Genomic DNA, 25,958 nt, shown 5'->3' on the forward strand with positions numbered 1-25,958 from the left:
GATTCACCATGCACAGTGCGCGACGCACGCGGGATTTGGCATGAACACATTCTGCGATCAGCTGATGATCCGATATCTGGATCCGGCCCGGATCCAGGACCTGCTGGTACCCGCCGACGACCCCGACAAGAACCGGCTGCGCTCGCTGCTGGCGTCCGTGTACGAGCCCAGCACCCTGGAAGTGCGGGTCCTGGAGGCCCCCCGCGTCCTGACGACGCAGTTCCAGGTTCCGCTCGACGACCCGCTGACGGTACGGGCGAACTGGGAGAAGCTGCTGCCCGACACCGCCCAGGCGCGGGCCGTCCTGGAGGTCCCTCGCACCGGCCCGCCGCTCTGGATCGACGTCGCGCTGGACACCCGGGTCACCGCCCAGGTCGCGCTGACCAGTGGCGCGCTGGACGCCCTCGCCTCCGAGGACCTCACCGGGCTCTCCCAGCAGGAGTTCGCCGCCCGGTTCGCCTTCCTCGACCTCGCCGACCTGATGCGCCGTGCCCACGTGGCCGACTACCAGGAACTCCAGGCGGAGTTCCCCCGGCTGTACCGGCTGCACTACGCGCAGCCCCCGCCGTTCGACCCCGCCGCGCCCGGCCGTGGCTTCCGACTGCGCATCTCGGCGCTGGTCTTCCCCGACCTGACCGACCTCGCCGGTGCGCTGCGCCGCCTGGTGCAGAGCCGGCAGGCGCTGGACGAGTCCCGCCCGCACCCCGACGAGTACGACGGCGGGGCGGTGCTGGCCGCCGGCGCATGGCTGGCGATCTTCCCCCGGGCGGCGACGTTTCCGAACCCCGAACCCGCCGGCCTGGAGCAGCAGGTGACCGACCTGCTGGCCACGGACGGCTTCGTAGCCGCATTCGAGACCACGACCTGAGCGAGAGGGCGCCCCTGACACCTGAAGAGCCGAAAGCTGCAGACCACCTTCGAAGCCCGTCAGCCGGGACCGCCCCGGGCGAGTCGTCGTCCGGCACCGGATCGGCCCGGACCGACGTGCCGTCACCGCATCACGTAGGGAGCGGTCGATGCCGGTCAAATACATCACGGTCAACCCCCGCAGCGAACTGTTCGCACCGGCGGTGCGGGCGTTCGGCAACATCGCCATCGTCGGCCGGGCCGGATTCGGTACGCCGACCACGGACCCGGTGCGGTTCACCTCGCCGGTCTCGGCCGCGGAGAAGCTCAAGTCCCTCGGCGGGACCACCTTGACGGCGCAGGCGACCAAGGGAGACAAAAAGGCCACCGTGGCAGCGAAGGTTCCGGCACCGGTGCTGGTGCGGTTCACCGACGCCACGCAGGCCGGCCACGTCCAGTCGGAGGTCCACACGGTGACCGCCGTGAGCACGCCGTCCACGGGGGCCGCTGCCACTTTCGATCTCACCCTGGACAGCGAGCTGAGCGCCGCTTACAGCGTCGGAACGAAAGTCACCCAGGAGAGCGACAGCGACCTGGCGACGGCGATCCGCACGGCGTTCGCGCAGACCCCGCCCCCGACCGTGGTCTGGGGCGTCCCGCTGGCGCCGGACTCCCCCAAGTGGGAGGACGGCCTGACCGAGGTCGACAAGCTCGACGTCCAGATCGTGCTGCTCGCCCGCACCCCGCTCGCCTCGAACAGCTCGGACAACACGGACGCCCTCACGAAGCTGAAGAACCACGTGACGGCCGATCTCGGCGACGGCAAGGAGCGGATCGGCGTGGCCATGCTCGATCAGGGCGTGACCACCGACGAGCTGGCCACCCTCGTCGTCCCGCCGCTCATCGACGAGCGGATGGTGCTGATCGCCCACAAGTCTCCGGACGACGTCGCCGCGGCACTGGCCGGCGTCATCGCCGGCTGCGAGCCGCACATCTCGCTGCTGCTCAAGCCGATCAGCGTCGCGATGCCCGACGTGTTCTCGGACAACGAGATCGACGCCTTCAACCAGGTCGGGGTCAACTGGATCACCAAGCCGGTGCTGCTGCCGGGCCAGGCCCTGTACCTCGGCGAGGGCTACACCTCGGACTGGAGCCACGACAAGAAGTACGTCGACATCGTCCGCGTCCTCGACGACATCAACTTCCGGATCAAGGCCGCCCTGATCCCGGCGCTCGGCAACGTGCGCCTGTCCCGGGTCGGGCTCCGCACCGTCGAGACGGTCGTGCAGGCGGTGCTGTCGCCGCTGGTGGCGCGGCAGGTCATCGACGGATTCGGCGTGGTCATCCCGCTGCTGACACTGCTGGACAAGGACACGGCGGACCTCATCCCCGTCGAGGCGGAGGAGATCAGCACCGCCCGGGCGAACCGGTCCGTCGACATGAGCGTCGAGGTGGTCTACGCGGGAGCGATCCACCGGCTGACGATCGACCTCGTGCTCAAGGGCTGAGCGAGCAGGAACACCAGAAGGAGTGAGACACCATGCCCGACGCCCTGAAATGGGACACCCGGCTGACGGTGATGCTGAACGGCGTCGCGGTGACGCCGATCGACTCGTTCAACCCGACCTTCAACGTGCCCGTCCAGCCGCTGCATTCGCTGGAGGCGGACAACGTCGCGCACATCGTCCAGCCGCAGGCGTTCACCTTCACCATGGCGGTCAAGGCGATCGGCACGGCGGTGGCGACCCTCACCACGATGGCGCTGAACAGCACCGCGTTCACCATCGCCGTGCAGGAGGCCAAGGGGAACGACTGGACCTTCAACAGCATCGCCTTCAACGACTGCTACATCACCTCGGTCGCCACCACCATCGTGATCGACGGCGTGCCCACCACCACGTTCAACTGCGTCTGCCTGCAAGCCGTTCCGGCCCTGCCGGGCTGACCGGCCGTCAGTCGCACGGAAGGAGGATCCCATGTCGGACGGGTACCAGAACGCCGTGCCCGAACCGGACGGCGGGCAGGCCGCCGCGCCGCCCGGAGCGATCGAGGCGGCCGGAGCGGCCGGAGCGGCCGGAGCAGCCGGACCGGACGAGGCGACCGGGGGCGCCGACATCCACTACGTCTTCCCGATCCACGTGGTACTGGCCGGCGGCACCGGCCGGACGACCGGAGCAGTCGCGGCCGACACCGTCTACGACGCCCTCTACCGGGCGCTGAGTTGAGCCCTCCGGGGACGAAGGAGAGCCGAGCGCATGCCCCGGATCGAGTGGGAGTTCCCGATCACCGTGACGGTCGTCGGCACGCCGTCGCCGGACCGGCTGGCCGAGCTCGGCCGGGCGGTCGAGGAGGCGCTCGCCGCCCGGCTCCGCCAGGCCGGGGAGCTGCTGGCGGCGAACCGGGTGAACCGCCCGCCGTGCGAGCCGGCGCAGCCGGAGCCCGAGGAGCAGCCCGAACTGGCGGGCCGGCTGCCGCAGTGGGAGCAGGAGTCATGAGCGGCGCCGAGCTGCGGCGGGTCCGGGTCCACCCCCCGGAGGCGGTGGTCTTCGACGCCGGTCCGGCGCAGCTGCCCCCGGACGTGGCGCGGGAGGTGGAGCAGGTCCTGCTGGAGGCGGTCGGCCGGGCACTGGCCGGCGCGGACCTGCCGGCCGCCGCAGCCCCCGCACCGCCCGCGCCGCCCGCGCCGATGGCCGGCCCGCCGGCCGGCGGCGGCCCGCTGCTGGCGTTCTCGCTGTCGGAGTCGGCGGCGGACCAGGGCACGGAGACCGCCGCTCCCCCGCCGCCGCCCGACCGGCTGCCGCGGCGGGAGCGGACCGCCGACCGGGCCGGGTCCGGTGCGAAGCGCCGGACGTCGGCGGGTGCGGTGCGCGGGCCCACCCGGCTGCGGTTCCGGGTGCGGGTGGACCACGAGATGGACCAGGACGACCTGCTGCGCGAGTTCGTCCGCCAGTACTACCGGATCACGGACCCGCAGGAGGTGGAACGGCGGCTGGCCTGGTGGCACTGGACGGACAAGCGCGGGCGGTCCGTCACCAAGCAGGACGCCGACCGCCGCTACCTCGACCTGACCGTCACCGACGCCACCGAGACCGAGACGGCGCTGCTGCCCGAGGCCGAGCGGGAGCGGATCGAGGCGGAGACGGAGGAGCGGCTCCGGCAGGCGATGGGCCTGCCGCCGGGCACGAAGGCCGGCACCGGCCCGGAGGCGGCGGCCCGTCGGCGCGGGGTGCAGGCGGATGTCGTCGAGGAGCATCTGCGCCGGGAAGTCGCGGACCTGCCCGAGGACGTCCGGCGGGCCCTCCTGGTGGACGCCCGGCCGCTGTCCGTGCCGGACCTCACCGCGGCCGTGCGGCTGGGGCGCAGGCTCGCCGCGATGACGCCGGAGCAGCGCGCCGCCTACCTGGACGCCGTCACCGCCGAGCCGGGGAGCTGGGCGGAGCTGGACGCCTCGGTCGACCGGTTCCTGGCGGACGAGCACGCCCGCGCGGCCGAGACCGCCCGGACCGAGGCGGCGGCGGCCTCGCTGTTCGGCCGGGAGGAGCTCTACCTGCTGTGGCGGACCTCGAAGAACCTCGACGAACAGCAGGCCCTCGGCATGGCCGAGCACCCCTCGCCGCCCTCCGACGAGCAGATGGAGGCCCACCGGCGCCTCGCCGAGGCGCTCACCCGGTCCGGCCTCTCCGAGGAGGCGTTCGAGGCCTCGGTGAACGCCTATCTGAGGCAGTTCCGCGCCGAGGCGGTGCGGATCGCGCTCGACGTCCTCGCCCACATCGACCACCAGCTCCAGGAGGAGCGGCGCAGGCTGCGCACCCCCGGGTACGTCGAGGCGATGGTCGCCGCGATCGCGCGGACGTCCGCCCCCGGCGAGTACGCCCGGGCCGTCCATCTGGAGGGCGAGGTCGAATACAACCCTGCCCTCGGCGATTACGTCTCGAAGGAGGGCCTGAACCGGATCGAGGCCGCCGAGTTGCGCGCCCGGGCCGACCGGGAGACCGCGATCGCCGCCGAACACGACCTGCTGGTCGACCCCGAGCGGCTGGGCCGGGGCACCGACCGCGCGAAGCTCTCCCACCTCGACGCGGACGCCGCCCGGGCCTACCTGCTGGAGGTCGCGGACCGGCGGCAGGCCGACGGGGAGACCGTCCGGCAGGAGCTGGCGCAGGATCCCGAACGCGTCTTCAGCCAGCCGGGCCTCGTGGAAGCGACGAAGCGCAGCCTGGGCGTCAAGGACGGGACGGTCTACGCCTGGATCGTCGACGACCACATCGAGGCCATCGCCAGATTCCACGTGTTCACCGAGGCCGCCGTCGTCGCCATCACGCTGCTGCTCGCGGCACTGGTGCCGGTCGGCGGCTGGGTCGCCGCCGCCGCCGTGCTGGCGAACCTCGCGATCACCACCGCCCAGGCGGTACGGGCGATCGAGGAGTACCAGGAGGCGTCCGCCGAGTACGACCTGAGGTTCATCGCGAACGAGCCCTCGCTGCTCTGGGTCGCCCTCGCCGTGGCCTCGGTGGCCCTGGAGCTCCACGTGTCCGCGGTCGCCCTGCTGAAGCGGGGGGCGAACGCCAAGGGCCTGTTCTCGCTCCGGAACGAGTTGCACGAGTTCGGCGAGGCGACGGACGCCGCGACGGCGACGGCCCGCTACCGGGACCTGCTCACGAAGATCGACGAGGTCGAGGGCCTGGAGCCGAGGCTCGCGGAGGTGCTGACGGCGCGGGCCGCGGCGGAGCAGGGCCTCAAGCGCGTCCTGGGCGAGTTCGCCGGCCGGCTCCACGGCGGTTTCCTGGTCGACCCGACCGGGCCGATGGAGGCGATGTACTACTTCGCCAAGGGGCGCAGGGCCTCCGTCGAAGCCCTGCGCGGCGAGGCGCGGATCGCCGAACTCCTCGGTGACATCACGCGGTTGAGCCCGACGGAGCAGGAGGCGATCACCACCGCGTACGCCCGGGTGAAGGAGATCGTCCGGATCGCCGAGGAGCGCGGCATCGACGACGCCGTGGCGATGCGGTACGTCGACCGGCTCGCCGCGGAGCGGTCGGCGGCGGTGTTCGAGGAGATCGTGGCCGAGCTGCGCGCCTGGCGCCCGCCGACCCCGGAGCAGCTCCGGGCCGGGAAGGCGCTGGCCGAGGCGAGCGAGCGCCTGCGGGCGCTGTACGCGGAACGGGACGCGTTGCTGCGGGAGCTGCGGGCCGGACCGAAGACCCCGGCGGGGGCTCGGGACGACGCCCGGATCGAGCAGATCAGGGCGGAACTCGACAAACTCTCCGGCGAGTTCGTGACGCGCCCGGGCGGCGTGCGGGAGCGGGACGCCGGGACGGGCGAGATCGCCGGGGCGCACCGCGCGATGGCGGAGGCCGAGGAGGTCGTGATCGCCCTCCGGGTGGATCCGCTGGTCCGGATGCGGCAGGTCTTCAACGCGTCCCTGGAGCGGGCCGAGGTCGTCGCCTCGGGCGAGGTCGATCAGGTCGGCACGCTGGGCGTCTCCTCCGGCCGGCTGGAGGTGGACCACGTCGTCTCGCTGAGCCGGATCACCCGGATGGAGGGCTTCGAGCTGCTGACCGCCGCCGAGCAGAACAGCCTCGCCGTCCGACGGAAGAACCTCCGCCTGATGGACGCGTCCGCCAACGCGTCCAAGGGCGAGCACACCTTCGCGACCTGGCCGAACGCCCGGTACTACTACCCCGATGCCGCGGACCTCGCGAGGTCGCAGGCCCTGGAGGCGGAGCTGATCGAGGAGATGCAGACCTGGATCCGGACCAGGGTCAAGAACCGCCGGCCGGTCGCCGGGCCCCAGCTGCGAGCCCCGACAGACGTGGACGCGCCGCCGGCCGGGCGGACCCGGATCCATCCGGAGCCCGCGCAGACCCGGATCCATCCGGAGGCGGAGCCGCTGCCGGACGAGCCCGTCGAGGCCCCGGCCCAGCAGCCGCCGCTGCGCCGCCGCGCCGTACCGAAACCGGAGAGGTAGGCCCGTCATGCTGTCCGGCTTGAACGTCCCCGTGCTGATCGGCCCGGTGCCGCTGCTGACGGTCACCAGCCTGACCGTCGACGAGGGCTACCAGGTGGCCCGGATCGCCGGCAGCCGGCTGGCGCAGCTGGTCTCCCCGACCACCAGGACCATCACGGTCGAGGCGGTGCTGGTCGGCCGGACCAGGCTGCTGCTGAAGAAGGGCCTGGAGGCGCTGGCGCTCACCTCGCGGGCCCTGGCACCGGCCACCGCGCCGCGGATGAACCTGGCCGGGCTCCCGGTGGTGTGCGGGATGACGATCAGCCTCGACATGCAGATCACCGGCCTGCGGTTCACCCAGTCCAACCAGAAGCGCGACGCGATCGACGCCAACATCACCCTGGAGCAGGTCCCGCGGTCCAGCCTGTCCGCGCTGATCGGCGAGGCCGCCGACCTGCTGCTCGCGGCCGGCATCGCGGCCGTGCCCACCGTCAGCGACATGGTTCCCGTCCGCCGCCAGCTGGGAGGCAAGCTGTGACCACGTCCGCCGTTCCGACCGTCCCGGCCCTGGAGTTCGACCGGCTGCCGGTGGAGCCCGACGAGGGCCTTCCGCAGGCGTTCAGCTGCCCGGTCGGCGCCACCGTCTACGACTTCGGCCTGTACGCCGAGCTGGCCGCGCCCGATTCCGACCCGCCGGAGACGCTGTACGACCTGGCGGCCCCCGCCCCGGCGCCCACGGCGGTGGCGCCGCCGGGCCACCTGGTGCTCCGGGTGGTCCGCCAGGGGGCGGCCGGGCCGCGCACGGTGTTCCTGCGCAAGCTCGTCGTCGAACCCGAACTCGTCCACACCGCAGGACAGTTGGCGATCCGCCTGTTGACCGCGAAGGTGGCCCGGGGCAACCTCAACGGGCCCGGCCACTACGGCACCGAGATCGTGATCGGGGTGGCGCAGCGATGGGCGTGATCCTCTGGTACCGGGTGGCGTTCCCGACGCTGGGCCTCACGGTGTCCAACGACGCCACGTCGGCGGGCATCCTCAGCGACGCGGCGATCACCGTGGACCACGCGCTCAGCCAGGCCGGCGGCTTCACCGTCGAGCTGGCCACCCTGCCGTTGGCCGCCCACCGGGCGCTGTCGGGCGCGCTGGACGAAAAGCGCGGCGAGGCGGGCGGCGGCGTCCCGACAGTGATCACGCTCGGGTACCTGGACGCGCCGGGCTCCCGGCAGGCCGTGCTGCGGGGCCGGGTGACCGGGATCGGCGTCTCGCCCCGGTTCCCGCCGCTGGGCGTCTGCCTGACCGGCGACGAGGAGGCCGCGCACCGGCTGCTCACGGCCACCGGCACGGCCGACGGGGACGGGCTCGTGCACTACCACTCCGTGCAGACCACGCCGGCCGCCGCCGCCAAGGCCATCGTCGAACGCGGCGGCGGCACCCTCGCGACCGGCGCCTCCCCGGCCGGGGATCCGCAGGACTTCAACCTGGACGGCCCCAACGACTTCGAGCTGCTGTCGGACCTGGCCCGGGACTGCGGGGCGGAGTTCCTGGTGCAGGACGGCACCGTGCAGTTCGGCACGGCCGTCACCCACCCGCCGAGCGGGCCGGGCCCGTCCGTCCCGGCCGACCCGTCGGCCGCGCTGTCGGCGCTGGCCGGCGAGGACGCGCTGATCGCGCCCGCGACCGGAACGGTCGCCCGGCTGGCGTCGTTCCGGCCGGTCCGGGCCGCCACCGCCGCCACGCTGCGGGTCGCGGGCGACCTGCCCGACGACGTCTCGGTGGCGGCGTTCGACTTCACCGTGCTGGGCACGCCGGAGCTGCGGACCGGCCAGCTGGTCGCGGCGGGCGTGGCCGGGTTCGAGAACCCGCTGCGGGGCTACCGGATCATCGAGCTGACCCACTCCTCCTCCCGCGAGGGCTACGTCTGCACCGGCCGGGCGGCCTCCTTCACCGCCGCACCGGGCGGCATCGGCCTCGGCACCGGCGGCGGGGGCGACGGCGCGAACCGGCGGAACACCGAGGCGGCCCGCCGGGGCAGCCCGACCGCGGTCGTCGAGGCGATCTCGCAGCGCATCCGCGACGCCCGCGCCGTCTCGCCGTCGGTCGACGTCGGCGAGGTCTCCGCCGCCGAGCCCGACCGGCGGGTCGCCGATCTCCGGTACGGGCAGGGCGCGGGCCCGCCGGCGGCCGCGCCGAGCGTGGATCTCGCCGTGGCCTCCGGCGGTCCGGTGCTGCACGGCAAGCCGCTGGCGGCACCGTTCGCCTGGTACAACACCGGCCTGAGCGTCCCCGTGTACCCGGGCATGCGCGCGCTGCTGCACGGCGTCCGCGGTTCCCGGGCCGACACGGTGGTCGGCGGGTTCCTGTGGAGCAACGAGCCGTCGATGGCCCGCCCGGCCGCGAAGGCCGGCGACTGGTGGCTGTGCCTGCCCACCGAGGTCTCGCCCGGCCCGGACCCGCGCCCGATCGGCAAGGGCGCCAACGACCTCACCGCGGCGGACGGCCGCCGGGTGATCGAGGCGGCCGGGCTGAAGGTGGTGGTCGGCGCCGCCGCCTGCTCCGCCGTCGGGGACCGGCCCGCCGAGGGCGACGCCGAGGAGTTCCAGCTCTCGCACGCCTCCGGAACGGCGCTGCGGATCGGCCCGGGCGGCGACGTCGACCTCACCGCCGCGGCCGGCGCGGAGGTGACGGTGACGGCCGGCCAGACCTCCGTCACAGTCTCCGCCGACCAGGTGCAGGTTGCCGTCGGGCAGTCCCGACTCAGCGTGACCGCGGAACAGGCGAGCGTCAGCGCCGGCGGAGTCGGCCTGACGCTGAAGCAAGGGAAGGTGGCGATCGGCTGATGTCATTCGTCCTGGTCGAAGGAGCAGTCATCACCTGTGCGCACGGCGGTTCGTGCCGACTGCCCGGGCCGGGCAGCACCGCGCTCACCGTGAGCAAGGCGGGCGTCCTGCTGGCCGGCGCGGAGGCGGGGTTCGCCTTCGGGAGCGCCGCCGCCCCCGTCCCGGGCATGGTCACACCCTGCCCCGCCGCCCTCCCGAACGGGCAGCCGCAGCCCTGCGTCACCACGCCCACCCGGCCGGCGGGCCTCACCACGAAGCTCACCGTCGCCGGGCAGCCGGCGCTGCTCGACGCCGCGACCGGCGACACCGTGAGCGGCACCGGAAAGGGCGCCTGGACGATCACGGACCCGGGCCAGCAGATCCTGGAGGCGAGCTGACATGACGTTCCCCGGCGACCCGACCGCCCCGGTCGACCCGGGCATCCTCGCCGACCCGGCCGTCCTCGCCGACCCGGGCGTGCTGACCGACCCCGCCGTGCTCGCCGCCCGCTACCCCGGCCTGCCGGGTGCGACGCCGACGGACGGCTCCGGCGCGCCCAGCCTCGGCCACGGCCTCGCCCTCGACGACGGCGATCTGGTCACCGACCCGGCGACCGGCGGCCCCGCCGAGAACGCGGGCCCCGACGCCCTCGTCCAGGCGCTGCTGCTGGCCGTCGACACCCAGCTCGGCAGCGACCGGCTCAACACCGGCTTCGGCTTCGACCGGCTTGCCCTCGGCCGCTACGCGCTCGACCTCCCGGCCCGCAAGGAGTACCTGCGGATGGAACTCGTCCGCTGCCTGGGCGCCGACCGCCGGGTCGCCGACGTCCGGGAGGTGTTCTTCGAGGACGACCCGCGCTTCCTCGAACTGCGGCCCGACCTCGACCCGGCGGCCTTCCAGCAGATCGTCGAGACGGCCCGGGCGAGCCGCCGGTACACCGTCCACGCGATCCTCGACACCATCGCCGGCTCCACGCTGACCCTCACCTCAGGGGGACGCCTTGACTGACCAGACCCCTCCCACCCGACCGGTCGGCCCCGACCCGCCCGCCGACGACGGCTACGGCGTGACCGCGGACGGCTTCGTCCTCAAGGGCATCGACCGGATCGTCGCCGACCAGCAGGCCCGCGCCCGCGCCATGTTCGGCAGCGACGTCGACCTGAGCTCCGGCTCGGCACTGCGCAAGGTGCTCGACGCCGCCGCCGTCCACGTCCACGAACTCTGGCGGGCGCTGGAGAACCAGTACTACGCCAACTTCGTCACCACCGCGCAGGGCGAGGCGCTCACCCTGCTCGGCCTCGACCTCGGCCGGCCCCGGCGGCAGCTGTGGGCCACCGGCGAAGTCGTCCTGGCCGTGCAGGACCAGGGCCCGGACCGCGCCGTCGTCGTCCCCCAGGGTGCCGCCGTCCGCACCGTCCCCGTCGCCGGGAAGCCCCTCGTCGAGCTGCGCACCACCGCCTCCGCCACCCTCGACGCCGCCTCCCCCACCGCGACGGTCGGCGTCCGCGCGGTGGAGCGCGGGCCCGGCGGCAACCCGCCCGACGGGGCGGACCTCGAACTGGAGCCGCACTGGGCCGAGGTCCACCTCGCTCTCGGCCCCGCCACCGTCACCGTCACCGCGCAGGGGCCGATCACCGGCGGCGAACTGGACGAGCCCGACGACGCCCACCGCGCCCGGCTGCTCGGCGTGCCCCGGACGGTGTGGACCCAGGACGCGGTGCTCAGCGAGCTCCTCGACATCCCCGGGGTGCGCGACGCCGCCCTGTTCGACCCGCTCGGCGGCATCGACACGTCGAACGCCGCCTTCAACACCTACGCGTTCGGGCAGCACCAGTTCACCGCCGGACGGCAGACCGGCTCCCCGTACTTCTTCGACATCGTCGTCGCCGTCGAACCGGGCTGGCCCTGGCTCCCCGAGGACGGCGACGTCCCGGCCGTCCGCCCCGCCGTGGTCGACGTGGTCCGCCAGTGGCGGCCGGTCTCGATCTTCCCCGACCTCAGGCCCGCCAACCAGGTCGACGTCGGCCTGCGCGCCACCCTGGTGGTCGAGCCCGGCCACGACGCCGACGCCATCCGCGGCGAGATCCTGGACGCCGTCCACACCGCCGTCGGGCGGCTGCGCCTGGGCCGCGGCCTGCTCCACTCCGACCTGGTGCTCACCGCCCGGGCGGTCGCCGGGGTCGCCGACGTGCAGAACCTGCGCCTGCGCCGCGGCGCCCCCGTCTTCGGCGAGGTCGGCCACGGCGGCGCGGTCTACGGCGACGCCCGGGAGCTGTCCGTGGGCGAGAACCTCGCCCTGGCCGCCGACGAGATCGCCGCCTTCGACCTCGACAGCCCGCTGATCGACCTCCAGGTGGTGAACTCATGACCGCCGACTTCCTGGACGTGATGGCCGGCGGCCTCACGCCCGCCTACGCCCGGGGCCTGGAGCGCCTCGCCCTGCCCCTCATTGCCGGCGCCGACGGCGTCCTGACACCGCAGTACGACGGCCTCTCCGCCTACCGGGCCCGCTGGGGCCGCGACCCGGACGCCCCGCGCCACCTGCTCGCCCCCGCGCACACCTCCGCCGAACCGCTGACCGTCCGCGTCACCTTCACCCGCACCACCGGCCCCGGCGCGACGGCGGAGAGCGCCGACGTCACCTTCCCCGCCGGCTGGCCCGCCGGCGACCAGCTGGCCGTCGAACTCCCCGGCGCCGCAGCCGAGTTCGGCCCCGGCCTGCGGATCACCGGTCTCGCCCCGCAGCCGCCGGCGCCGACCGGCCCGGACGACTGGCAGCTGACCGCGCTGCTCGGCACCCTCGCCCGGCTGCTGTGGACGATCGGCCGCGACTACCAGGACCTCGACCGCCGCAGCGCCGACGTCGCCCGCCAGCGCTTCGCCCAGCACGCCCGCGGCGCCGGACTCGACCTGCTCGGCCAGGACCTCGGCGCGCCCCGCTTCCCACCGCAGCGGCACGAGCCGGACGAGCACACCCTCGCGCTCCTCCACCTCGACGAACCCGCCCCCGTCGACGCGAGCGGGCACCTGGACCCGGCCCACAGCACCGTCACCGGCAGCGCCCGGCCCGACCGGGCCGGGCGGTTCGGGCCCGCCTTCGGCTTCGAACCGCCCGGCGGCGCCATCACCGTCGCCGACCTGCCCGACCTCACCGCCGACTTCACCGCCGAAGCCGTCGTCCGCCCCGACCGGACCGCCGCCGACCCCGGCACCGTGCTGGCCCGCCGCGATCCGCCCAACGCGTCCGCCCCGCCCACCGGTTGGACGCTCACCCTCGGCAAGTGGCGCGGCATCGACCACAACCTGCGCTTCACCGTCTCCGACGGCGCCGCCGAAACCGATCTCTTCGCCGACCTCGACCTGGCCGACGGCCGCTTCCACCACCTCGCCGCCACCCTGCGCCGCACCGGCCCTGGAGCCGACGCCAGGCTGTACCTCGACGGCGCCGAGGTGGACCGGGCCCTGATCAAGAAGCTCGGACCGCTCACCTCCGGGCAGCCCCTGGTGATCGGCGCCGCCCACCAGCCCTCCGGGGGCGTCCCGGCCGACGTGCCCTACCTCGGGCTGGTCGAGGAAGTCCGGATCTCCGACCTCGCCCGCACCTCGTTCGCCCCCGTCACCGGCGAGAGCGACGAGCAGTACCGCGACCGGCTCGCCATCTTCCAGAGCTGGCTGCTCCCCACCCCCGACAACCTCCAGAACGCCCTCAACCGGCTCGCGGGCGACGGCTCCGACCTGCTGGTGGTCGACGAGACCACCGCCCGGATCGCCTCCGGCTCCGCCGTGCTGCGGGTGCTGCCGCCCCGGCTCACCCCCGGCCGGCGGATCGCCGCCGACGGCGACCCGCTGCCCACCGAGGAGCAGGCCGTCGGCACCGCCGCGGACGAACCCGACTTCGACCAGCTGTGGATCTCGCCCCACGGGGACGCGCCCGGTCTCGGCTTCGACGGGAACGACGACAACCGGCTGATGCAGCTCACCACTCGGCAGGCACTGGACGCCCTGCTCGCCCGGCTGCCCGAGGCGCCTGGCGACGAGCTGACCGTGCTGCACGCCTACGAACCGGCCGGCCCCGGCCTGCACGCCGTCGGCCGGGCCCTGAGCCTGCACCACAGCACCGTTCCGACCGCCGAACTCGGTGTGCACGCGCACGCCGCCGGCTTCGGCTGGGTCTCCTGCGGGCCGGACGACCGGATCCACGCCTCCCAGCCGCCCGGCGACGCCTTCGCGATCTCCGTCACCGCCGGATTGCCCCTGGTCCAGGAAGGGAAGGCCGCGCTCGCCCTCGACCCGCCGGTGTCGGCGGTGACCGGCGCGGTCGTCCGCTGGTCCGTCACCCGGGACGGCCCCGGCGACGCCGAGGTCTCGCCCGGCAGTCCGGCCGACACCGCCACCCTGAAAGCGCACACGGCGGGCGACGTCACCGTGGGCGTCGAGGTCACCCGGGCCGGGCACACCCGCAGCGGCCGCCTGCCGCTGCGGATCGGCCTGCCCGAGGGCCTGCTGACCGCCGGGACCATCGGGCGGGACGGCCGGATCGGCGCGACCGAGGCCGAGGCGGCCGGCACCGTCACGGAGGACTTCGACCCCGCGTACCTGCAGGTGCGCACCGACGACCTCGGCGCCGCGCCCGCCCCCGTCGACTACGGCTCCGACCCGGACAACCGGCGGATGCAGCCCGCCGCCGGAGCCGCCCTGGACCGGCTGCTGGCCGGCCTCGGCCGAACCGAACCGCTCACCGTCGTCAGCGCCTACCTTCCGACCGATCCCGGACTGGCCGGCCAGGGCCGGGTCCTGGTGCTGCGCGACGACAGGCCGTTCACGGGCGGCCTGCCGCTCCCGCTTTCCCCGGCCGCGCTGGCCGCACGCGCGTTCGCCGCCGGCTTCGACCACATCACCGTGCAGGCCCCCGCCACCAACAGTGAGCGCGGCTCCGTCCGGCTCGCGGTGGCGGCGGGCGAGCAGCTCACGGTGACGCCGAGCCCACCCACGGCCGAACTGACCACGGAGACCGGGATCACCGTTTCCGTCGGCCCCCGCGCCGCACCGGTCGCCGCCTGCTTCCGGCCCGACGGCGGCCGGGTCTTCCTGGCCGACCGGGGCAGTCACCGGGTCGTCGCGTACGACCTGTCCGCGCCGCCCGGGGCACCACCCGGCGCACCGCCCCGACCCGCCGCAGCCGCCTTCGCCGCAGCCGTCTTCACCGGACCGCTGCCCGTCTCGTTGGCCTTCGTCGGCGGCCGACTGTTCGTCGCCCACGAGCGCGGCCGGGTGGTCGCCCTCGACCCCGGCACCCTCGCAGCCACGCCACTGGCGACCCCGGACGCGGTGGCCCTCGGCACCGACGGCACCCGGCTCTACCTGACCGCGACCGACGGCACCCTGCGCGCCTACGACCCGCAGTCCGGCACCCAGCTCCTCGACCTGCCGCTGCCCGGTCCGCCCAGCGCCGTCGTCCCCGTCGGCCCGCTGCTGGCCGTGCTCCTGGACGGCCCCCGGTTCTGCCTGGTCGACCGCCAGGCCGGAACGCTGCACGGCGATCCCGTCACCGCCCCCGGCGCCGCCCGGGTGCTGTGCGCGGCGTCCGGCCCCACCGACGGCAGGCTGTACGTCGGCGTGGACACCGGCGCCACCGGGGCGGGCCGCGGCGCGCTCCAGGTCTACCCGCCGGGTGCGGCCGTGCCCGACACGATCCTGACCGCCTTCCCGCCGGGGACGGCCCCGGTGGCGATCTGCCCGGCCACCGACCAGCGCCACCTGTACGTGGCGACGGCCGGCCTCCGCGGGACGGGCGGACGGGTGCACATCCTCGACACCGCCGACGACACGTGGCTGCCACTGCCGTTCGCGGCCGGCGACGACTGCCGCGCCCTGGCCGCCTCCCCCGCCGCCGCCCCCTTCCCGCCGTGCCTGCTCGCCGCACCCGGGGCCAGCGGTACCTTGCTCCTCGCCGACCAGCGGCCGCTCGGCCAAGACCCGGCGCAGCCGCCGCAGTTGACCTCCCGGCAGACCCTCGGCCCGGACGCCGACGTACGGGTGGCCTGGTCCGCGCTGCCGTTCGGCCCGGGCCGGGCCGAACCCGTCGCCTTCGACGCCCCGGTCACGGCGGTCACCGGCCTCGCCCCCGGTCTGGTCCGGGTCCGCGCCGACTGCCTGCGGGGCCCCGTCCTGCCCTACCAGTGCGAGGTCCGGCCCAAGGACCCGCAGGCGGTGATCGGCAAGGGCCAGTACGACCTGGTGCTGAACGTCCTCAACTGGTTCCAGCCGATCGGCGTGGAGTTCCTGACCGGCGACCTGCGCGCGCACGTCCACGAACTCGCCGGGGCCGACGCGCACCTGCTGCCCGCGTTCACCTTCCCGACCTACCACACCTACGACCAACTGCCGTTCCACCGGCCGGAGAGGGACGATCCGCCATGATCAACGAGTACCATCCCCTGTTCACGCACCAGGACTGGATCGACAACGAGGACCGGGTCCAGGCCGGCGGCGAGAAGGGCCTCAACATCCGCTTCCACAACCTGGAGGCCGAGTTCCGCACGATCGCCGACGACCACCTCAACCCGGTGATCGACAAAATCGCCGGGAAGCAGACCGTCCTCAGCCTCGTCCCGGTGCTGGCGCCCAACACTTCCCCGCCCGCCGCCTGGGTCCTCAACAACGACTTCGCGCAGAAACCGGACACGGCCGCGGAGGCGCACGGCATCATGAGCGTCGTGCTCCCCGACGGGGCCGCCATCGTGTCGATGACGGTCTTCGGCTCCGTCCGGCCCGCCGACCCCACCAAACCGGTGCCGCTGCCGGGCGTCCACCTGCGGAGCAACGACATGGCCTCGACGGGCGCGGTACCGATCATCGACTTCAAGGCCTTCGGGGAACCCGCCCAACCGGTGACACAGACGACCGTCAAGAACTCCGCGAACAAGTACTTCGTCGAGGCCGATGCCACCAGTGGCGGCAACACGGGCGCCGTCACGCTGAACTGCATCCAGATCGTCTGCCAGTGAACGGACCCGGCCGAGCCGAGGAGGTGTGATCGATGCCCGTCAAGCCACCTGCGTCACAGTCCGGAGCGAGCACGTTCGATCCGGGTCAGGAATCTCCGGCGTTGAAGTACGGCGTGTGGGGCGACTCCGACGTCGGCGCGGGCGTGATCGGCGCCAGCGACACACCGATGACCGACACCACACACGTGCACCCGGCGGGAGTCGTCGGCATCAACAAAGCCACCCAGGGCGTCGGCGTGGAAGGCTTCTGCGCCCAGGGCACCGGCGTCCTCGGCGTCGGCGGCGCCGACCAACCCGGCGTCGCCGGGAGGGCGGACACCGGCCCGGGCGTCACCGGCGTCAGCGCGCAGGGAGTCGGCGTCACCGGGTTGAGCGGCGGAGCGGCCCCCGGTGTCACCGGGCAGAGCGGCGGAGCGGCCCCCGGCGTTTCGGGACGGTCGGACAGCGGTCCGGGTGCGGCCGGCGAGAGCGGCAGCGGGCCCGGACTGCAGGGGACGAGCACCTCGGGGACCGGGGTGCTGGGCCGCGCCACCGACGGCGCCGGCGTCTCGGGAACGGCCTCCGGCGGGCCGGGCGTGCAGGGCACGAGCGCCCGGGGTGTCGGGGTGCTCGGCCAGGGCGCGGGCAGCTCGGCCGGGGTGGCGGGTCAGGGAGTGAGCGGTCCGGGCGTCTCGGGCACCAGTACGCAGAGCGTGGGGGTGTTCGGCCAGGGCGCGGGCAGCTCGGCCGGGGTGGCGGGCCTGGCGTCGGCCGGCCCCGGCGTGCAGGGGACGAGCACGACCGGCCCGGGCGTGTCCGGCCAGGCGACGGGCACAGCCACCGGCGTGGCGGGCCAGGCGACGGACGGTCCGGGCACCGCGGGCACCAGCACGACCGGCCCGGGCGCACAGGGCGCGAGCGAGCAGGGCCCGGGGGTGCTGGGGAGCAGCGCGCACGGGGCCGGAGTCGAGGGTTCCGGCACGGACGGTCCGGGCGTGTCCGGACGCAGCGCTGGTAGCGCCGGGCTGGTCGGAGTCAGCTCACAGGGAGTCGGCGTGCTCGGCCAGGCGTCGGGGACGTCGGCCGGGGTGTCCGGCCAGGCGGACGCCGGCCCGGGCGTGTCCGGGGCGAGCGGCCAGGGTCCGGGTCTGTCGGGGACGAGCGCGCACGGCGCTGGCGTGAGCGGCCAGAGCGGCGGCACGGCGCCCGGTGTCTCCGGGACGAGCGCAGGCGGTGTCGGTGTGAGCGGTACGGGCGGGCCGGGCGCGGTCGGGGTCACCGGGACGGGCGGTGCCGGCGAACCGGGTGTCTTCGGCCGTAGCGGCGACCGCGCAGGGGTGTTTGGTATGAGCTCCAACGGTCCGGGAGTGAGCGGAGCCAGCGACACCGGCGCGGGTGTACACGGCTCCGCGTCCGACGGCACCGGGGTGAACGGCGACAGCGAATTTCAGGTCGGGATCGTCGCCGCCGGAGGCACGACCGGACTGACGGCCACCGGAGGCCATCTCGGCGCGGACATCACCGGCGGCCTCCGGGTGAACGGGGTGATGGTCGCGGCCGGCAGCGCCCAGTTCGTGATCGACCATCCGCTCCTCCCCGCCGAGAACACCCTCGCCCACGCCTTCGTCGCCTCGCCGGAGCGGAAGAACGTCTACGACGGGGTGGTGGCCCTCGACGGCTCGGGAGCCGCGACCGTCACCCTCCCCGACTGGTTCGACGCCTTGAACCAGCACTTCCGCTACCAACTCACCCCCATCGGAGCACCCGCCCCCGGCCTGCACGTCAGCGCCGAGATCTCCGGCAACAGCTTCTCCCTTGCCGGCGGTCCACCTGCCGGACGGGTCAGCTGGCAGGTCACCGGCGTCCGCCTCGACAGCTGGGCACAGGCCAACCCCCTCACCCCGGTGGCCGCCAAACCTCCGGACCAGCAGGACTTCTTCCTCCACCCCACCGTCTTCGACCAGCCCACCGAACGCGGGATCGGCGTCCCGCCCGTCCCCGCCCGGCAGGACGACCTCCCCGAGGAGGCGTGAACGATGCCCATCAAGCCACCTGAGTCACAGTCCGGAGCGAGCACCTTCGACCCCGGTCAGGAATTTCCGGCGTTGAAGTACGGCGTGTGGGGCGACTCCGACGTCGGCGCGGGCGTGATCGGCGCCAGCGACACACCGATGACCGACACCACACACGTACGCCCGGCGGGAGTCGTCGGCATCAACAAAGCCGCCCAGGGCGTCGGCGTGGAGGGCTTCTGCGACCAGGGCACCGGCGTCCTCGGAATCGGCGGCGCCGACCAACCCGGCGTCTCCGGGAGAGCGGCCACCGGCCCGGGTGTCACCGGCGTCAGCGCCCAAGGGGCCGGCGTCACCGGGGAAGCCGACTCCGGCCCGGGCGTCCTCGGTCGCAGCGCCCACGGCGTCGGCGTCACCGGACGGGCCACCGGAACCTCCGCCGGCGTCACCGGGGAGTCCGATGCGGGCCCGGGCATGTCCGGCACCAGCACGCAGGGGGTCGGCGTGTCCGGACAGGGTGGCGGGACCTCCGCCGGCGTCACCGGACAGGCCGACTCCGGCCCCGGCGTCATCGGTACCAGCGCCCACGGCGCCGGCGTGGCGGGTGCGGGGACGGCCGGACCGGGGGTGTCGGGCACGAGCACGAGCAGTCCCGGCGTGACGGGTTCGAGCACCAGCGGTCCGGGCGTGGTGGGAGCGAGTGCGCCGGGGCCGGGCGTCACGGGCAGCAGTACCGGCGGAATCGGGGTCTCCGGCACCAGCACACCCGGCCCCGGAGTGTCCGGCAGCAGCACCGGCGGGCCGGGCGTCCTCGGCAACAGCACCGGCGGACCCGGCGTCTCCGGCACCAGCACCGCAGCGCCGGGCGTCTCCGGCACCAGCACGCCCGGGCCGGGAGTTTCCGGCAGCAGCACCACCGGAATCGGTGTCTCCGGCACCTCGGAGTCCGGGACTGCGGTGAACGCAACCAGCACCAGCGGTGAAGCACTCAGCGCGACGACCGACACGAGCACCGCAGTGGCGATCTACAGCCACGAAGGCGTCGCCGTCGCGGCCTTCTGCGGGCACCCGGAACCCGAGCAGGGCGGCGTCGGCTTCGGCGACGCGCCCAACAGGGGCCCGGCCGTTCGAGGCCACAGCTGGTTCGGGGCGGGCGTCCAAGGTCTCAGTGAGTTCGGTGCGGGAGTGAACGCCTGGGGCTCGACCGGTCTGACCGCCAGCGGCAAGACCCTCGGCGCGGACATCAGCAACGGCCTGCGCGTCAACGGCGTGATCGTCTCGGCCGGCAGCGCCCGCTTCGTCATCGACCACCCGCTCGACCCCGCCGAAAACACCCTCACCCACGCCTTCGTCGCCTCACCCGAACAGAAGAACGTCTACGACGGCGTCGTCACCCTCGACGACACCGGAATGGCGACCGTCACCCTCCCCGACTGGTTCGACGCCCTGAACCAGCACTTCCGCTACCAACTCACCCCGATCGGCGCCCCCGCCCCCGGCCTGTACGTCAGCGCCCGGATCTCCGGCAACACCTTCTCCGTCGCGGGAGGCCCACCCGGCGGAGAGGTCAGTTGGCAGGTCACCGGCGTCCGCCTCGACAAGTGGGCACGGGCCAACCCCCTCACCCCGGTCGCCGCCAAATCCGCAGAACACCGGGGCCGTTTCCTCCACCCCACCGTCTTCGACCAGCCCGCCGAACGCGGGATCGGCGTCCCGCCCGCCCCCGTCCGGCACGACGCGCCGAAGGAGAGGTGAACGAGGCCCGCCCCCGTCACGCGGCCCCTGTCGGCCAAGCGGCCGCGCAGAGCGCGGTGGCCACCTCCTCCTGGTAGCGGGCCGCGGCGAGCCAGGCCGTGGCGAAGGCGAGGTGGTCGGTGGTGTGCAGGCGGCCGAAGACGTCGCGTTCCTGGTCCGCCGCGGCCATGTGGACGGCGGTGAGCAGCTGGGCGGCAGTGGCGAGGCCCGCCGACCGCAGTCGGCGCGCTTCGACGGCGGCCCGGTCGGCGCGTCCGGTCAGGGCCCGGCGGCCGCCGGTGACGGCCTGTTCGAGGGGGCGGGTCAGGAGGTGGAAGGGCGGCTGCGGGGCGAACGCGGCGGCCGACGGCAGCGTTTCGGGCCGGTCCGGCGGCAGGTCGGCGTGCTGGAGGCGTTCCAGGCCCAGGTTGATCCGGTCGCGGTACTCGGGCGGCAGGTTGAGGACCGGGCCGGGCCCCGGGGCCGGGGCGGCGGCCAGCAGGCGCAGGCGCGGGTGGGTGGCGCGCTCCAGTCGGCCGACCACGCGCAGCGGCAGGCCGGGCACGGAGGCGAGGGCCGCCAGGTTGGCGGCGAACGCGAGCCGCGGGTGGTCCTGGGCGGGCAGCAGCGCCACCGTAGACCCCACGCACTCGGCGAGCAGCTGCGGGGCGGTCGACCCGGGAACGGTCCCGGGCCCGAGCACGGTGACGTCGAGGAACAGCAGGTCCGATCCGGCGGGACGCTGTTCGTGGGGGATCCGCCCGGCCGCCAGCGCCCGTTCGACCTGGGCGGGCACCGGCTCCGCCCAGAGCCGGGCGACGGGTTCCTCGTCCCAGCCCGCCCCGGCGGCGCGCACGGCCCGGACCTTCGCGCCCGCGCCGAGTCGCCCGGAGTCGGTCCGGGTGGCGCCCTGGACGGCGAGTCCGGCCCGGGCGAGGTCGCGGTGCGACAGCGTCGCATCACCGAGCCGGACCGGTCGTCCGGCCGCGGCCCCGGCGAGTTGCGCGGCCTCCGTCGGATCGGCGTGCGGGGTGACGTCGGAGACGGTGGCGAGCTTCCCGTCGCCGTCCACCACCCAGACCGTGACGCCCGCGTGGGTCGCCGACACCACCGGTTCGGCGAACAGCCCGTACAGCCGGAGCGAGCCGACCTCCCGGTACGTCTGCCGCGCTGCCGCGCGGACCTGGCGAGGCGTCAACATCGTGGTGGTGTCGAGCAGTTCGCGATGGGCGGCGGCCAGGTCGGCGAGCCGGTGGTCGGGTTCGGCGGCCCGGGCGGCGCGCAGCCGGGTGACCACCGTGGCGGCCAGCGCGGCCGGCCGGTGCAGGCCGAGCAGCCGGGCCTGGTGGGCGGTCCGCAGCAGTTCGGCCTGCTGGACGCTGCCCGCGCCGCTGATGCCGGCGGCCAGCGCGTCGGCCGCGACCCGGCGCAGGCGGTCGACGGCCTCGGCCTCGGCGGGGGTGAGTGGCTCCTCGACCGAGGCCTCGTCAACTGCGGTGCCGGGTACGGGTTCTGCGGGCGTCTGCCGGTCGGCCGGCGTCCGCTCGTCGGCGGGCGCGGCCAGCGGGGCGGCCGTGACGGCGGCGGCGCGGTGCAGACAGCCGGGGGCGAGCAGGCAGCCGCAGCGGACGTCGTCGGCCGTCCGGACGGTGCCGCCGGGGGCGTGCAGGACCAGCACCGTCTCGTCGTCGATCCGCACGCTCCAGTCGTCGCCCGTCCGGACGACCGGGCGGTCGGCGAGCTTGGCCGCCGCGCCGTCGAGCCGTTTCTGGAGGCGCGCCGACAGGGCCGACACCACCTCCGCGACGACCTCGGCGGCGACGGTGGGCCATCGGGTGTCTGTCATCGGATCTTCTCCCCCACCCAGCGGGCCAGTTCCAGCGGGCTGAGCGCCGCCACCGGCATGCCCGCGGCGACGAGTTGTTCGGCGACGGCCTTGGAGTACCGGGGTTTCCCGGTGTCGTCGAGCGCGGCGCAGCCCAGCAGGTGGCAGCCGGCGCCGACCAGCGCCCGGGTCTCGGTCAGCAGCCCGCCGAGCGGGTAGCCCTCCTCGAAGTCGCTGACCACCGCGATCAGCGTGCGGGACGGCACGGTGACCAGGTCGCGGGCGTACCGCAGGCCGGCCGCGATGTGCGTCCCGCCGCCGACCCGGACCTCCAGGAGCAGCCCCAGCGGGTCGTCCACCCGTCCGCTCAGGTCGACGACGTGGGTCGAGAAGGCCACGAAGTGCGCGGTCAGGGACGGGACTCCGGCCAGGATCGACGCGGTCAGCGCCGCCCAGACGGTGGAGGCCTCCATCGATCCGGACACGTCCACGACCAGGATCAGCCGCCAGTCGTTGGCCTGGCCGGCCCTGGTCCGGAAGACCGGCCGTTCGGGCACGATCACGGTGCCGCCGTCCGCGCCGGGCCGGGCGGTGGCGAGGTTGGCCCGGATCGTGCGGTCGAGGTCGAGCGGGCCGGCCCGGCGGCGGCTCGGCCGGGGCAGGGTGAGGCCGGTCAGGGCCGGGCGCAGGGTGGTCGCGAGCTCGCGCGACAGTTCGTCCACCAGTCGCCGGACCAGCGGGCGCAGCGCGGCGAGGCGCGCCTCGGGCAGGCCGCCCGCGTGCTGGAGCACCGTGCGCAGCAGGTCGACCGAGGGGCGGACGGCCTCCGGGGCGAGTGCCTCCAGGACGTCGGTGCGGCCGTGCGCCGCCGCGGCGGCGAGGACCTCCTCGCGGATGCCCGGCCCGAACAGCGCCACCAGTTCCTCGGACCACTCCCGGACGCCCGGGAACGGGGCCTCCCGGCCGCCGCGCGGGTCGCCGGTCGGACCGGGGGCGGAGCCCTCGCCCCGGCCCGTGCCGTAGAGCTCGTCGAGCGCGGCGGCGAGTCGCGCGGACCGCCCGGTGGGGCCGGGGCCGCTGCCCCGGCGGCCGAGCACCAGCCGCCAGCGGTCGGCGGGCGGGAGAGCGGCCCCGGGGGCCGGTGCTGCCGGCTCGTCCGGTGCCTGCGCGGCGTCGGGCGCGAGCGCCGCTTCGTCGGCGACGGGCAACAGCCCGCCCGCCTCCAGGATGTGACGTGCCGTCAGATCAGCCCTGGCCCAGGTGGCGAGGGTGGCCGGGTCGAGCTCGGTCGGCAGGGTGTCGACGTGCGTGCCGAGACGTTCCTCGACGACGGCGAGCAGCCGGTCCCGGGCGGCCGGGCTGAGTGTGTCGAAACCGCCGCGGAGTGCGGGCAGCCGGTCCAGGAAGGCCTCGTCGGGGAGCTCGGTGACGCGTGCCAGCAGGGGTTCGAGCGCGGCCGGGGCGGCGGTGAGCAGCCCCTCGGCCGCGGTGAGCAGGCCGCGCAGGGACCGGCCGAGCGCGACCCGGCTGTCCGGGGCGGTGGCGGCGTCCACCCAGGAGGCGACCCGGCCGCCGAACTCGGCGGGCTCCTGGTGGCCGAGCAGCGCCCGGGTCGCGCCGGCCGCGCCGCGGATCAGCGGCGAGCCGTCGTCGGCCAGCCGGCGCAGCGCGTGGCCGAGCCTGATGCCGCCGTCGGCGTCGGCCCGGCGGGCGAACTCCACCAGTGCGCGGGCGTCCGCGGCGTCGTCGGAGCCCGCCAGGCCGTCGAGGCCCCGGACGGCGGCGACGGTGAGCAGCTCGGCGGCCGCGGCGGCCGGACCGAGCAGCGGCGCGGCCGCGTCGGGCCCGGCCAGGTGGCCGGCGGCGAGCCGGTCCAACAGCGCAAGGCCGTCGAGGAGTTCGGGGAGGGACGCCACCGCCGTTACCTCGTCGGCGAGTTGGTCCAGCCGGGCGGCGCTCAGTCCCGGCAGGGCGCACCCGGCGGCGGCGGCGAGACCGTCGATGATCTGCCGGGCGGTCGAACCGCCCGCCTCCCGTTCCCGACGCAGCCGTTCCCGCAGCGTCCCGTCCGCGGCCTGGGCGGGCGTCACCCCGCGCATCCCCGCGACGGTCAGCATCGCGGCGACGGCCGGCGTCCACTGCACCCGCCAACGCGAGCCGACGGCGTCGGTGCCGCCCGCGCCCGTCACGGCGACCGGTTCGCCGTACGGCACGCCGCACACCTCCAGGCGACGCAGCAGCAGATCACGACGTGCGTCCAGGCCCGAACGGTGCGGGTCCAGCCGGAGCTCGCGCGGCGACGGTTCGGCCGCGTGGGGCAGACCGAGCTCCGCGAGCAGGGCCTCCACGGCGGGACCGAGACCGGTACGGGGCGCGGCCGGGGTCGGCCGACCGGTACGCGTCCCGACCAGCACCTCCTCCAGCGCCCGCGCCACAGCCCGCCCCCGCCCGAGCGGCTCCCCCTGCGCCAACACCGTCTGCACCGCCTCGATCAACTCCCCCCGCCCCGCCGCCGGCAGCCCCCGCAACCGCCCCAGATCCCCGGCCACCCGCACCACCTCCCGCCCATCGGCAGGCCCGGCCGGATGCCCCTGCCCACGCAACGCCGCACAGATCCGCACAGCGGTCCGGGTCAACTCCGCAGCCAGCCGCCCCGGATCCCCACCGGCGGCCAACACGGTGTGCTGCCACTCCGGGTCACGAATCCCGGCGGGGTAGCCGGAACGGGCGTCGAGCAGCGGGTACGTGTAGGGAACGAGGGAGATGACGTACGGATCAGGGCCGGCGGGTGACGCGATTGCCGTTGCCGGGACGGGTGTTGACGGCAGGTCGGTCGCAGCGTGCTGCGGCAGGTCGGCGACCGTCGTCGGCGGGGCGCCTGGCGTCCGGTCGTCGGTGAGCAGGGCCGGTGCGTGGAAGGCGCCGATGACTGCGGTGACCCGGCGGCCGTTCACCGATTCCGCGTGGATGCGGGCGCGCATCCACGACTCGCGGTGGAGGTCGAGCGGGTCGACGGTGTGGGCGTCCTGGCGGAGGGCCCAGCCGACCAGGAGGGCGGCGCGGCGGACTTCTTCCGGGGTGGAGCCGGGGGCGGGGGCTTCGACCAGGCGGTCCCACAGGTCCTCGTCGGGGCGGCCGGTGAGGCGGCGGCGGAGGGCGTCGGCGAGGCCTTGCGGGGCGGAGCCGGTGTCGCGGGTCCCGGTGGCGCGGTGGGCCAGTGGCAGGTCGCAGGCCACGACCGGCACGCCGTGGCGGGCCGCCCAGCGCAGGGCGGTCAGTTCCGGCGAGAAGTCCGCGAACGGGTAGAACGCCGGGCCGGAGCCCTCCTCGGCGGTGGCGGCGGCAAGCGCCACCGGCGCCTCGGTGCGCTCGTCGGCGAGGAGGCCGAGCCACGGCTGGAACTCCTCGGGCAGCTCGACGAGCAGCACGTCCGGCCGCGCCGCGTCGAGCAGGGCGGGCAGCACGGCCGCGATCGACGGCGCATGGTGGCGAACGCCGATCAGGTACGGCCCGGGGCCGTCCACGCCGGAACCGGCGAGCCGGGCCAGGGCCCCGGCCGGGGAAGCCCCCGACTCGGCGCCGGCGGACCGACGGTCACCGTCGGCCGCACCCGTCGATTCGAGGCGATCCACGCCGGAGCGGACGAGCTCCGTCCGGGCGTGGGCCGGGGTCGCCCCGGTCTCGGCGCCAACAGCCGTGGCCGACGTGGCATCGCCGCGGACGTCGGTGAAGTCCAGCCCGAGGCTGTCCGGCGCCCAGTGGGCGGGCTCGGCCGGGGGCGTCCCGGTCTCG

18 protein-coding genes are annotated in these 25,958 nt (G+C 75.0%); 16 read left to right on the forward strand and 2 right to left on the reverse strand.

The features are described from left to right. Positions 1–64 precede the first annotated feature (64 nt). The 16 genes from ACI1MP_RS34665 (at position 65) to ACI1MP_RS34740 (ending at position 20,362) form a co-directional block, all read left to right on the forward strand. On the forward strand, positions 65–868 hold the full coding sequence (locus ACI1MP_RS34665) for a hypothetical protein (protein ID WP_380333336.1): 804 nt from the start codon (positions 65–67) through the stop codon (positions 866–868). Positions 869–1,016: 148 nt separating this feature from the next. Continuing rightward, positions 1,017–2,354, forward strand: a complete 1,338-nt coding sequence (locus tag ACI1MP_RS34670) for a hypothetical protein (RefSeq protein WP_380333335.1) — start codon at positions 1,017–1,019, stop codon at positions 2,352–2,354. A 32-nt stretch (positions 2,355–2,386) separates the two neighbouring features. Further along, a complete protein-coding gene (locus ACI1MP_RS34675) occupies positions 2,387–2,791 on the forward strand; it encodes a hypothetical protein (RefSeq protein ID WP_100586561.1) in 405 nt (134 codons plus the stop codon). 31 nt (positions 2,792–2,822) lie between these two features. Further along, entirely contained in the window at positions 2,823–3,071 is a 249-nt protein-coding gene (locus ACI1MP_RS34680) for a hypothetical protein (protein ID WP_404870435.1), read from the forward strand. A gap of 30 nt (positions 3,072–3,101) precedes the next feature. Beyond that, entirely contained in the window at positions 3,102–3,341 is a 240-nt protein-coding gene (locus ACI1MP_RS34685; RefSeq protein ID WP_380333333.1) for a hypothetical protein, read from the forward strand. After that, positions 3,338–6,814: a hypothetical protein gene (locus tag ACI1MP_RS34690; protein WP_404870436.1), complete on the forward strand. Its 3,477-nt coding sequence runs from the start codon at positions 3,338–3,340 to the stop codon at positions 6,812–6,814. The genes ACI1MP_RS34685 and ACI1MP_RS34690 overlap by 4 nt, the downstream gene beginning before the upstream one ends. A gap of 19 nt (positions 6,815–6,833) precedes the next feature. After that, on the forward strand, positions 6,834–7,331 hold the full coding sequence (locus ACI1MP_RS34695) for a hypothetical protein (protein WP_404870437.1): 498 nt from the start codon (positions 6,834–6,836) through the stop codon (positions 7,329–7,331). Then, positions 7,328–7,756 carry a hypothetical protein gene (locus ACI1MP_RS34700; protein WP_380333330.1) on the forward strand — a complete coding sequence of 143 codons (429 nt, stop codon included), beginning with the start codon at positions 7,328–7,330 and terminating at the stop codon, positions 7,754–7,756. The genes ACI1MP_RS34695 and ACI1MP_RS34700 overlap by 4 nt, the downstream gene beginning before the upstream one ends. Beyond that, the gene (locus ACI1MP_RS34705) at positions 7,747–9,630 is read left to right on the forward strand and encodes a hypothetical protein (RefSeq protein WP_404870438.1); all 1,884 of its coding nucleotides are present in this window, start codon (positions 7,747–7,749) and stop codon (positions 9,628–9,630) included. The genes ACI1MP_RS34700 and ACI1MP_RS34705 overlap by 10 nt, the downstream gene beginning before the upstream one ends. Further along, a complete protein-coding gene (locus ACI1MP_RS34710) occupies positions 9,630–10,007 on the forward strand; it encodes a hypothetical protein (protein WP_380333328.1) in 378 nt (125 codons plus the stop codon). The genes ACI1MP_RS34705 and ACI1MP_RS34710 overlap by 1 nt, the downstream gene beginning before the upstream one ends. A gap of 1 nt (position 10,008) precedes the next feature. Continuing rightward, on the forward strand, positions 10,009–10,617 hold the full coding sequence (locus tag ACI1MP_RS34715; protein WP_404870439.1) for a hypothetical protein: 609 nt from the start codon (positions 10,009–10,011) through the stop codon (positions 10,615–10,617). Then, positions 10,610–11,977 (forward strand): baseplate J/gp47 family protein, encoded by a 1,368-nt coding sequence (locus tag ACI1MP_RS34720; protein WP_404870440.1) that lies wholly within the window; start codon positions 10,610–10,612, stop codon positions 11,975–11,977. The genes ACI1MP_RS34715 and ACI1MP_RS34720 overlap by 8 nt, the downstream gene beginning before the upstream one ends. Continuing rightward, positions 11,974–16,029, forward strand: a complete 4,056-nt coding sequence (locus tag ACI1MP_RS34725) for a LamG-like jellyroll fold domain-containing protein (RefSeq protein ID WP_404870441.1) — start codon at positions 11,974–11,976, stop codon at positions 16,027–16,029. Before ACI1MP_RS34720 ends, ACI1MP_RS34725 begins: the two co-directional genes overlap by 4 nt. Further along, positions 16,026–16,616 carry a hypothetical protein gene (locus tag ACI1MP_RS34730; protein ID WP_380333324.1) on the forward strand — a complete coding sequence of 197 codons (591 nt, stop codon included), beginning with the start codon at positions 16,026–16,028 and terminating at the stop codon, positions 16,614–16,616. The genes ACI1MP_RS34725 and ACI1MP_RS34730 overlap by 4 nt, the downstream gene beginning before the upstream one ends. A gap of 101 nt (positions 16,617–16,717) precedes the next feature. Then, positions 16,718–18,628, forward strand: a complete 1,911-nt coding sequence (locus ACI1MP_RS34735) for a hypothetical protein (RefSeq protein WP_404870442.1) — start codon at positions 16,718–16,720, stop codon at positions 18,626–18,628. 72 nt (positions 18,629–18,700) lie between these two features. Then, positions 18,701–20,362, forward strand: coding sequence for a hypothetical protein (locus ACI1MP_RS34740; RefSeq protein WP_404870443.1), 1,662 nt, complete (start codon positions 18,701–18,703; stop codon positions 20,360–20,362). A gap of 16 nt (positions 20,363–20,378) precedes the next feature. On the opposite strand, the gene ACI1MP_RS34745 is transcribed toward ACI1MP_RS34740, so the two are convergent. Together ACI1MP_RS34745 and ACI1MP_RS34750 are read right to left on the reverse strand one after the other, a co-directional pair. Beyond that, positions 20,379–22,187 (reverse strand): hypothetical protein, encoded by a 1,809-nt coding sequence (locus tag ACI1MP_RS34745; RefSeq protein ID WP_404870444.1) that lies wholly within the window; start codon positions 22,185–22,187, stop codon positions 20,379–20,381. After that, positions 22,184–25,714 (reverse strand): DUF5682 family protein, encoded by a 3,531-nt coding sequence (locus ACI1MP_RS34750; RefSeq protein ID WP_404870874.1) that lies wholly within the window; start codon positions 25,712–25,714, stop codon positions 22,184–22,186. Before ACI1MP_RS34750 ends, ACI1MP_RS34745 begins: the two co-directional genes overlap by 4 nt. Positions 25,715–25,958: the final 244 nt, after the last annotated feature.

This window comes from Kitasatospora griseola (genome assembly GCF_044999035.1).
In the GTDB taxonomy this organism is placed as follows: domain Bacteria; phylum Actinomycetota; class Actinomycetes; order Streptomycetales; family Streptomycetaceae; genus Kitasatospora; species Kitasatospora griseola.

Coding starts and splice junctions, on each gene's coding strand:
- ACI1MP_RS34665 (WP_380333336.1), top strand. CDS start 65: ATGATCCGATATCTGGATCCGGCCCGGATCCAGGACCTGCTGGTACCC.
- ACI1MP_RS34670 (WP_380333335.1), top strand. CDS start 1,017: ATGCCGGTCAAATACATCACGGTCAACCCCCGCAGCGAACTGTTCGCA.
- ACI1MP_RS34675 (WP_100586561.1), top strand. CDS start 2,387: ATGCCCGACGCCCTGAAATGGGACACCCGGCTGACGGTGATGCTGAAC.
- ACI1MP_RS34680 (WP_404870435.1), top strand. CDS start 2,823: ATGTCGGACGGGTACCAGAACGCCGTGCCCGAACCGGACGGCGGGCAG.
- ACI1MP_RS34685 (WP_380333333.1), top strand. CDS start 3,102: ATGCCCCGGATCGAGTGGGAGTTCCCGATCACCGTGACGGTCGTCGGC.
- ACI1MP_RS34690 (WP_404870436.1), top strand. CDS start 3,338: ATGAGCGGCGCCGAGCTGCGGCGGGTCCGGGTCCACCCCCCGGAGGCG.
- ACI1MP_RS34705 (WP_404870438.1), top strand. CDS start 7,747: ATGGGCGTGATCCTCTGGTACCGGGTGGCGTTCCCGACGCTGGGCCTC.
- ACI1MP_RS34710 (WP_380333328.1), top strand. CDS start 9,630: ATGTCATTCGTCCTGGTCGAAGGAGCAGTCATCACCTGTGCGCACGGC.
- ACI1MP_RS34715 (WP_404870439.1), top strand. CDS start 10,009: ATGACGTTCCCCGGCGACCCGACCGCCCCGGTCGACCCGGGCATCCTC.
- ACI1MP_RS34725 (WP_404870441.1), top strand. CDS start 11,974: ATGACCGCCGACTTCCTGGACGTGATGGCCGGCGGCCTCACGCCCGCC.
- ACI1MP_RS34730 (WP_380333324.1), top strand. CDS start 16,026: ATGATCAACGAGTACCATCCCCTGTTCACGCACCAGGACTGGATCGAC.
- ACI1MP_RS34745 (WP_404870444.1), bottom strand. CDS start 22,187: ATGACAGACACCCGATGGCCCACCGTCGCCGCCGAGGTCGTCGCGGAG.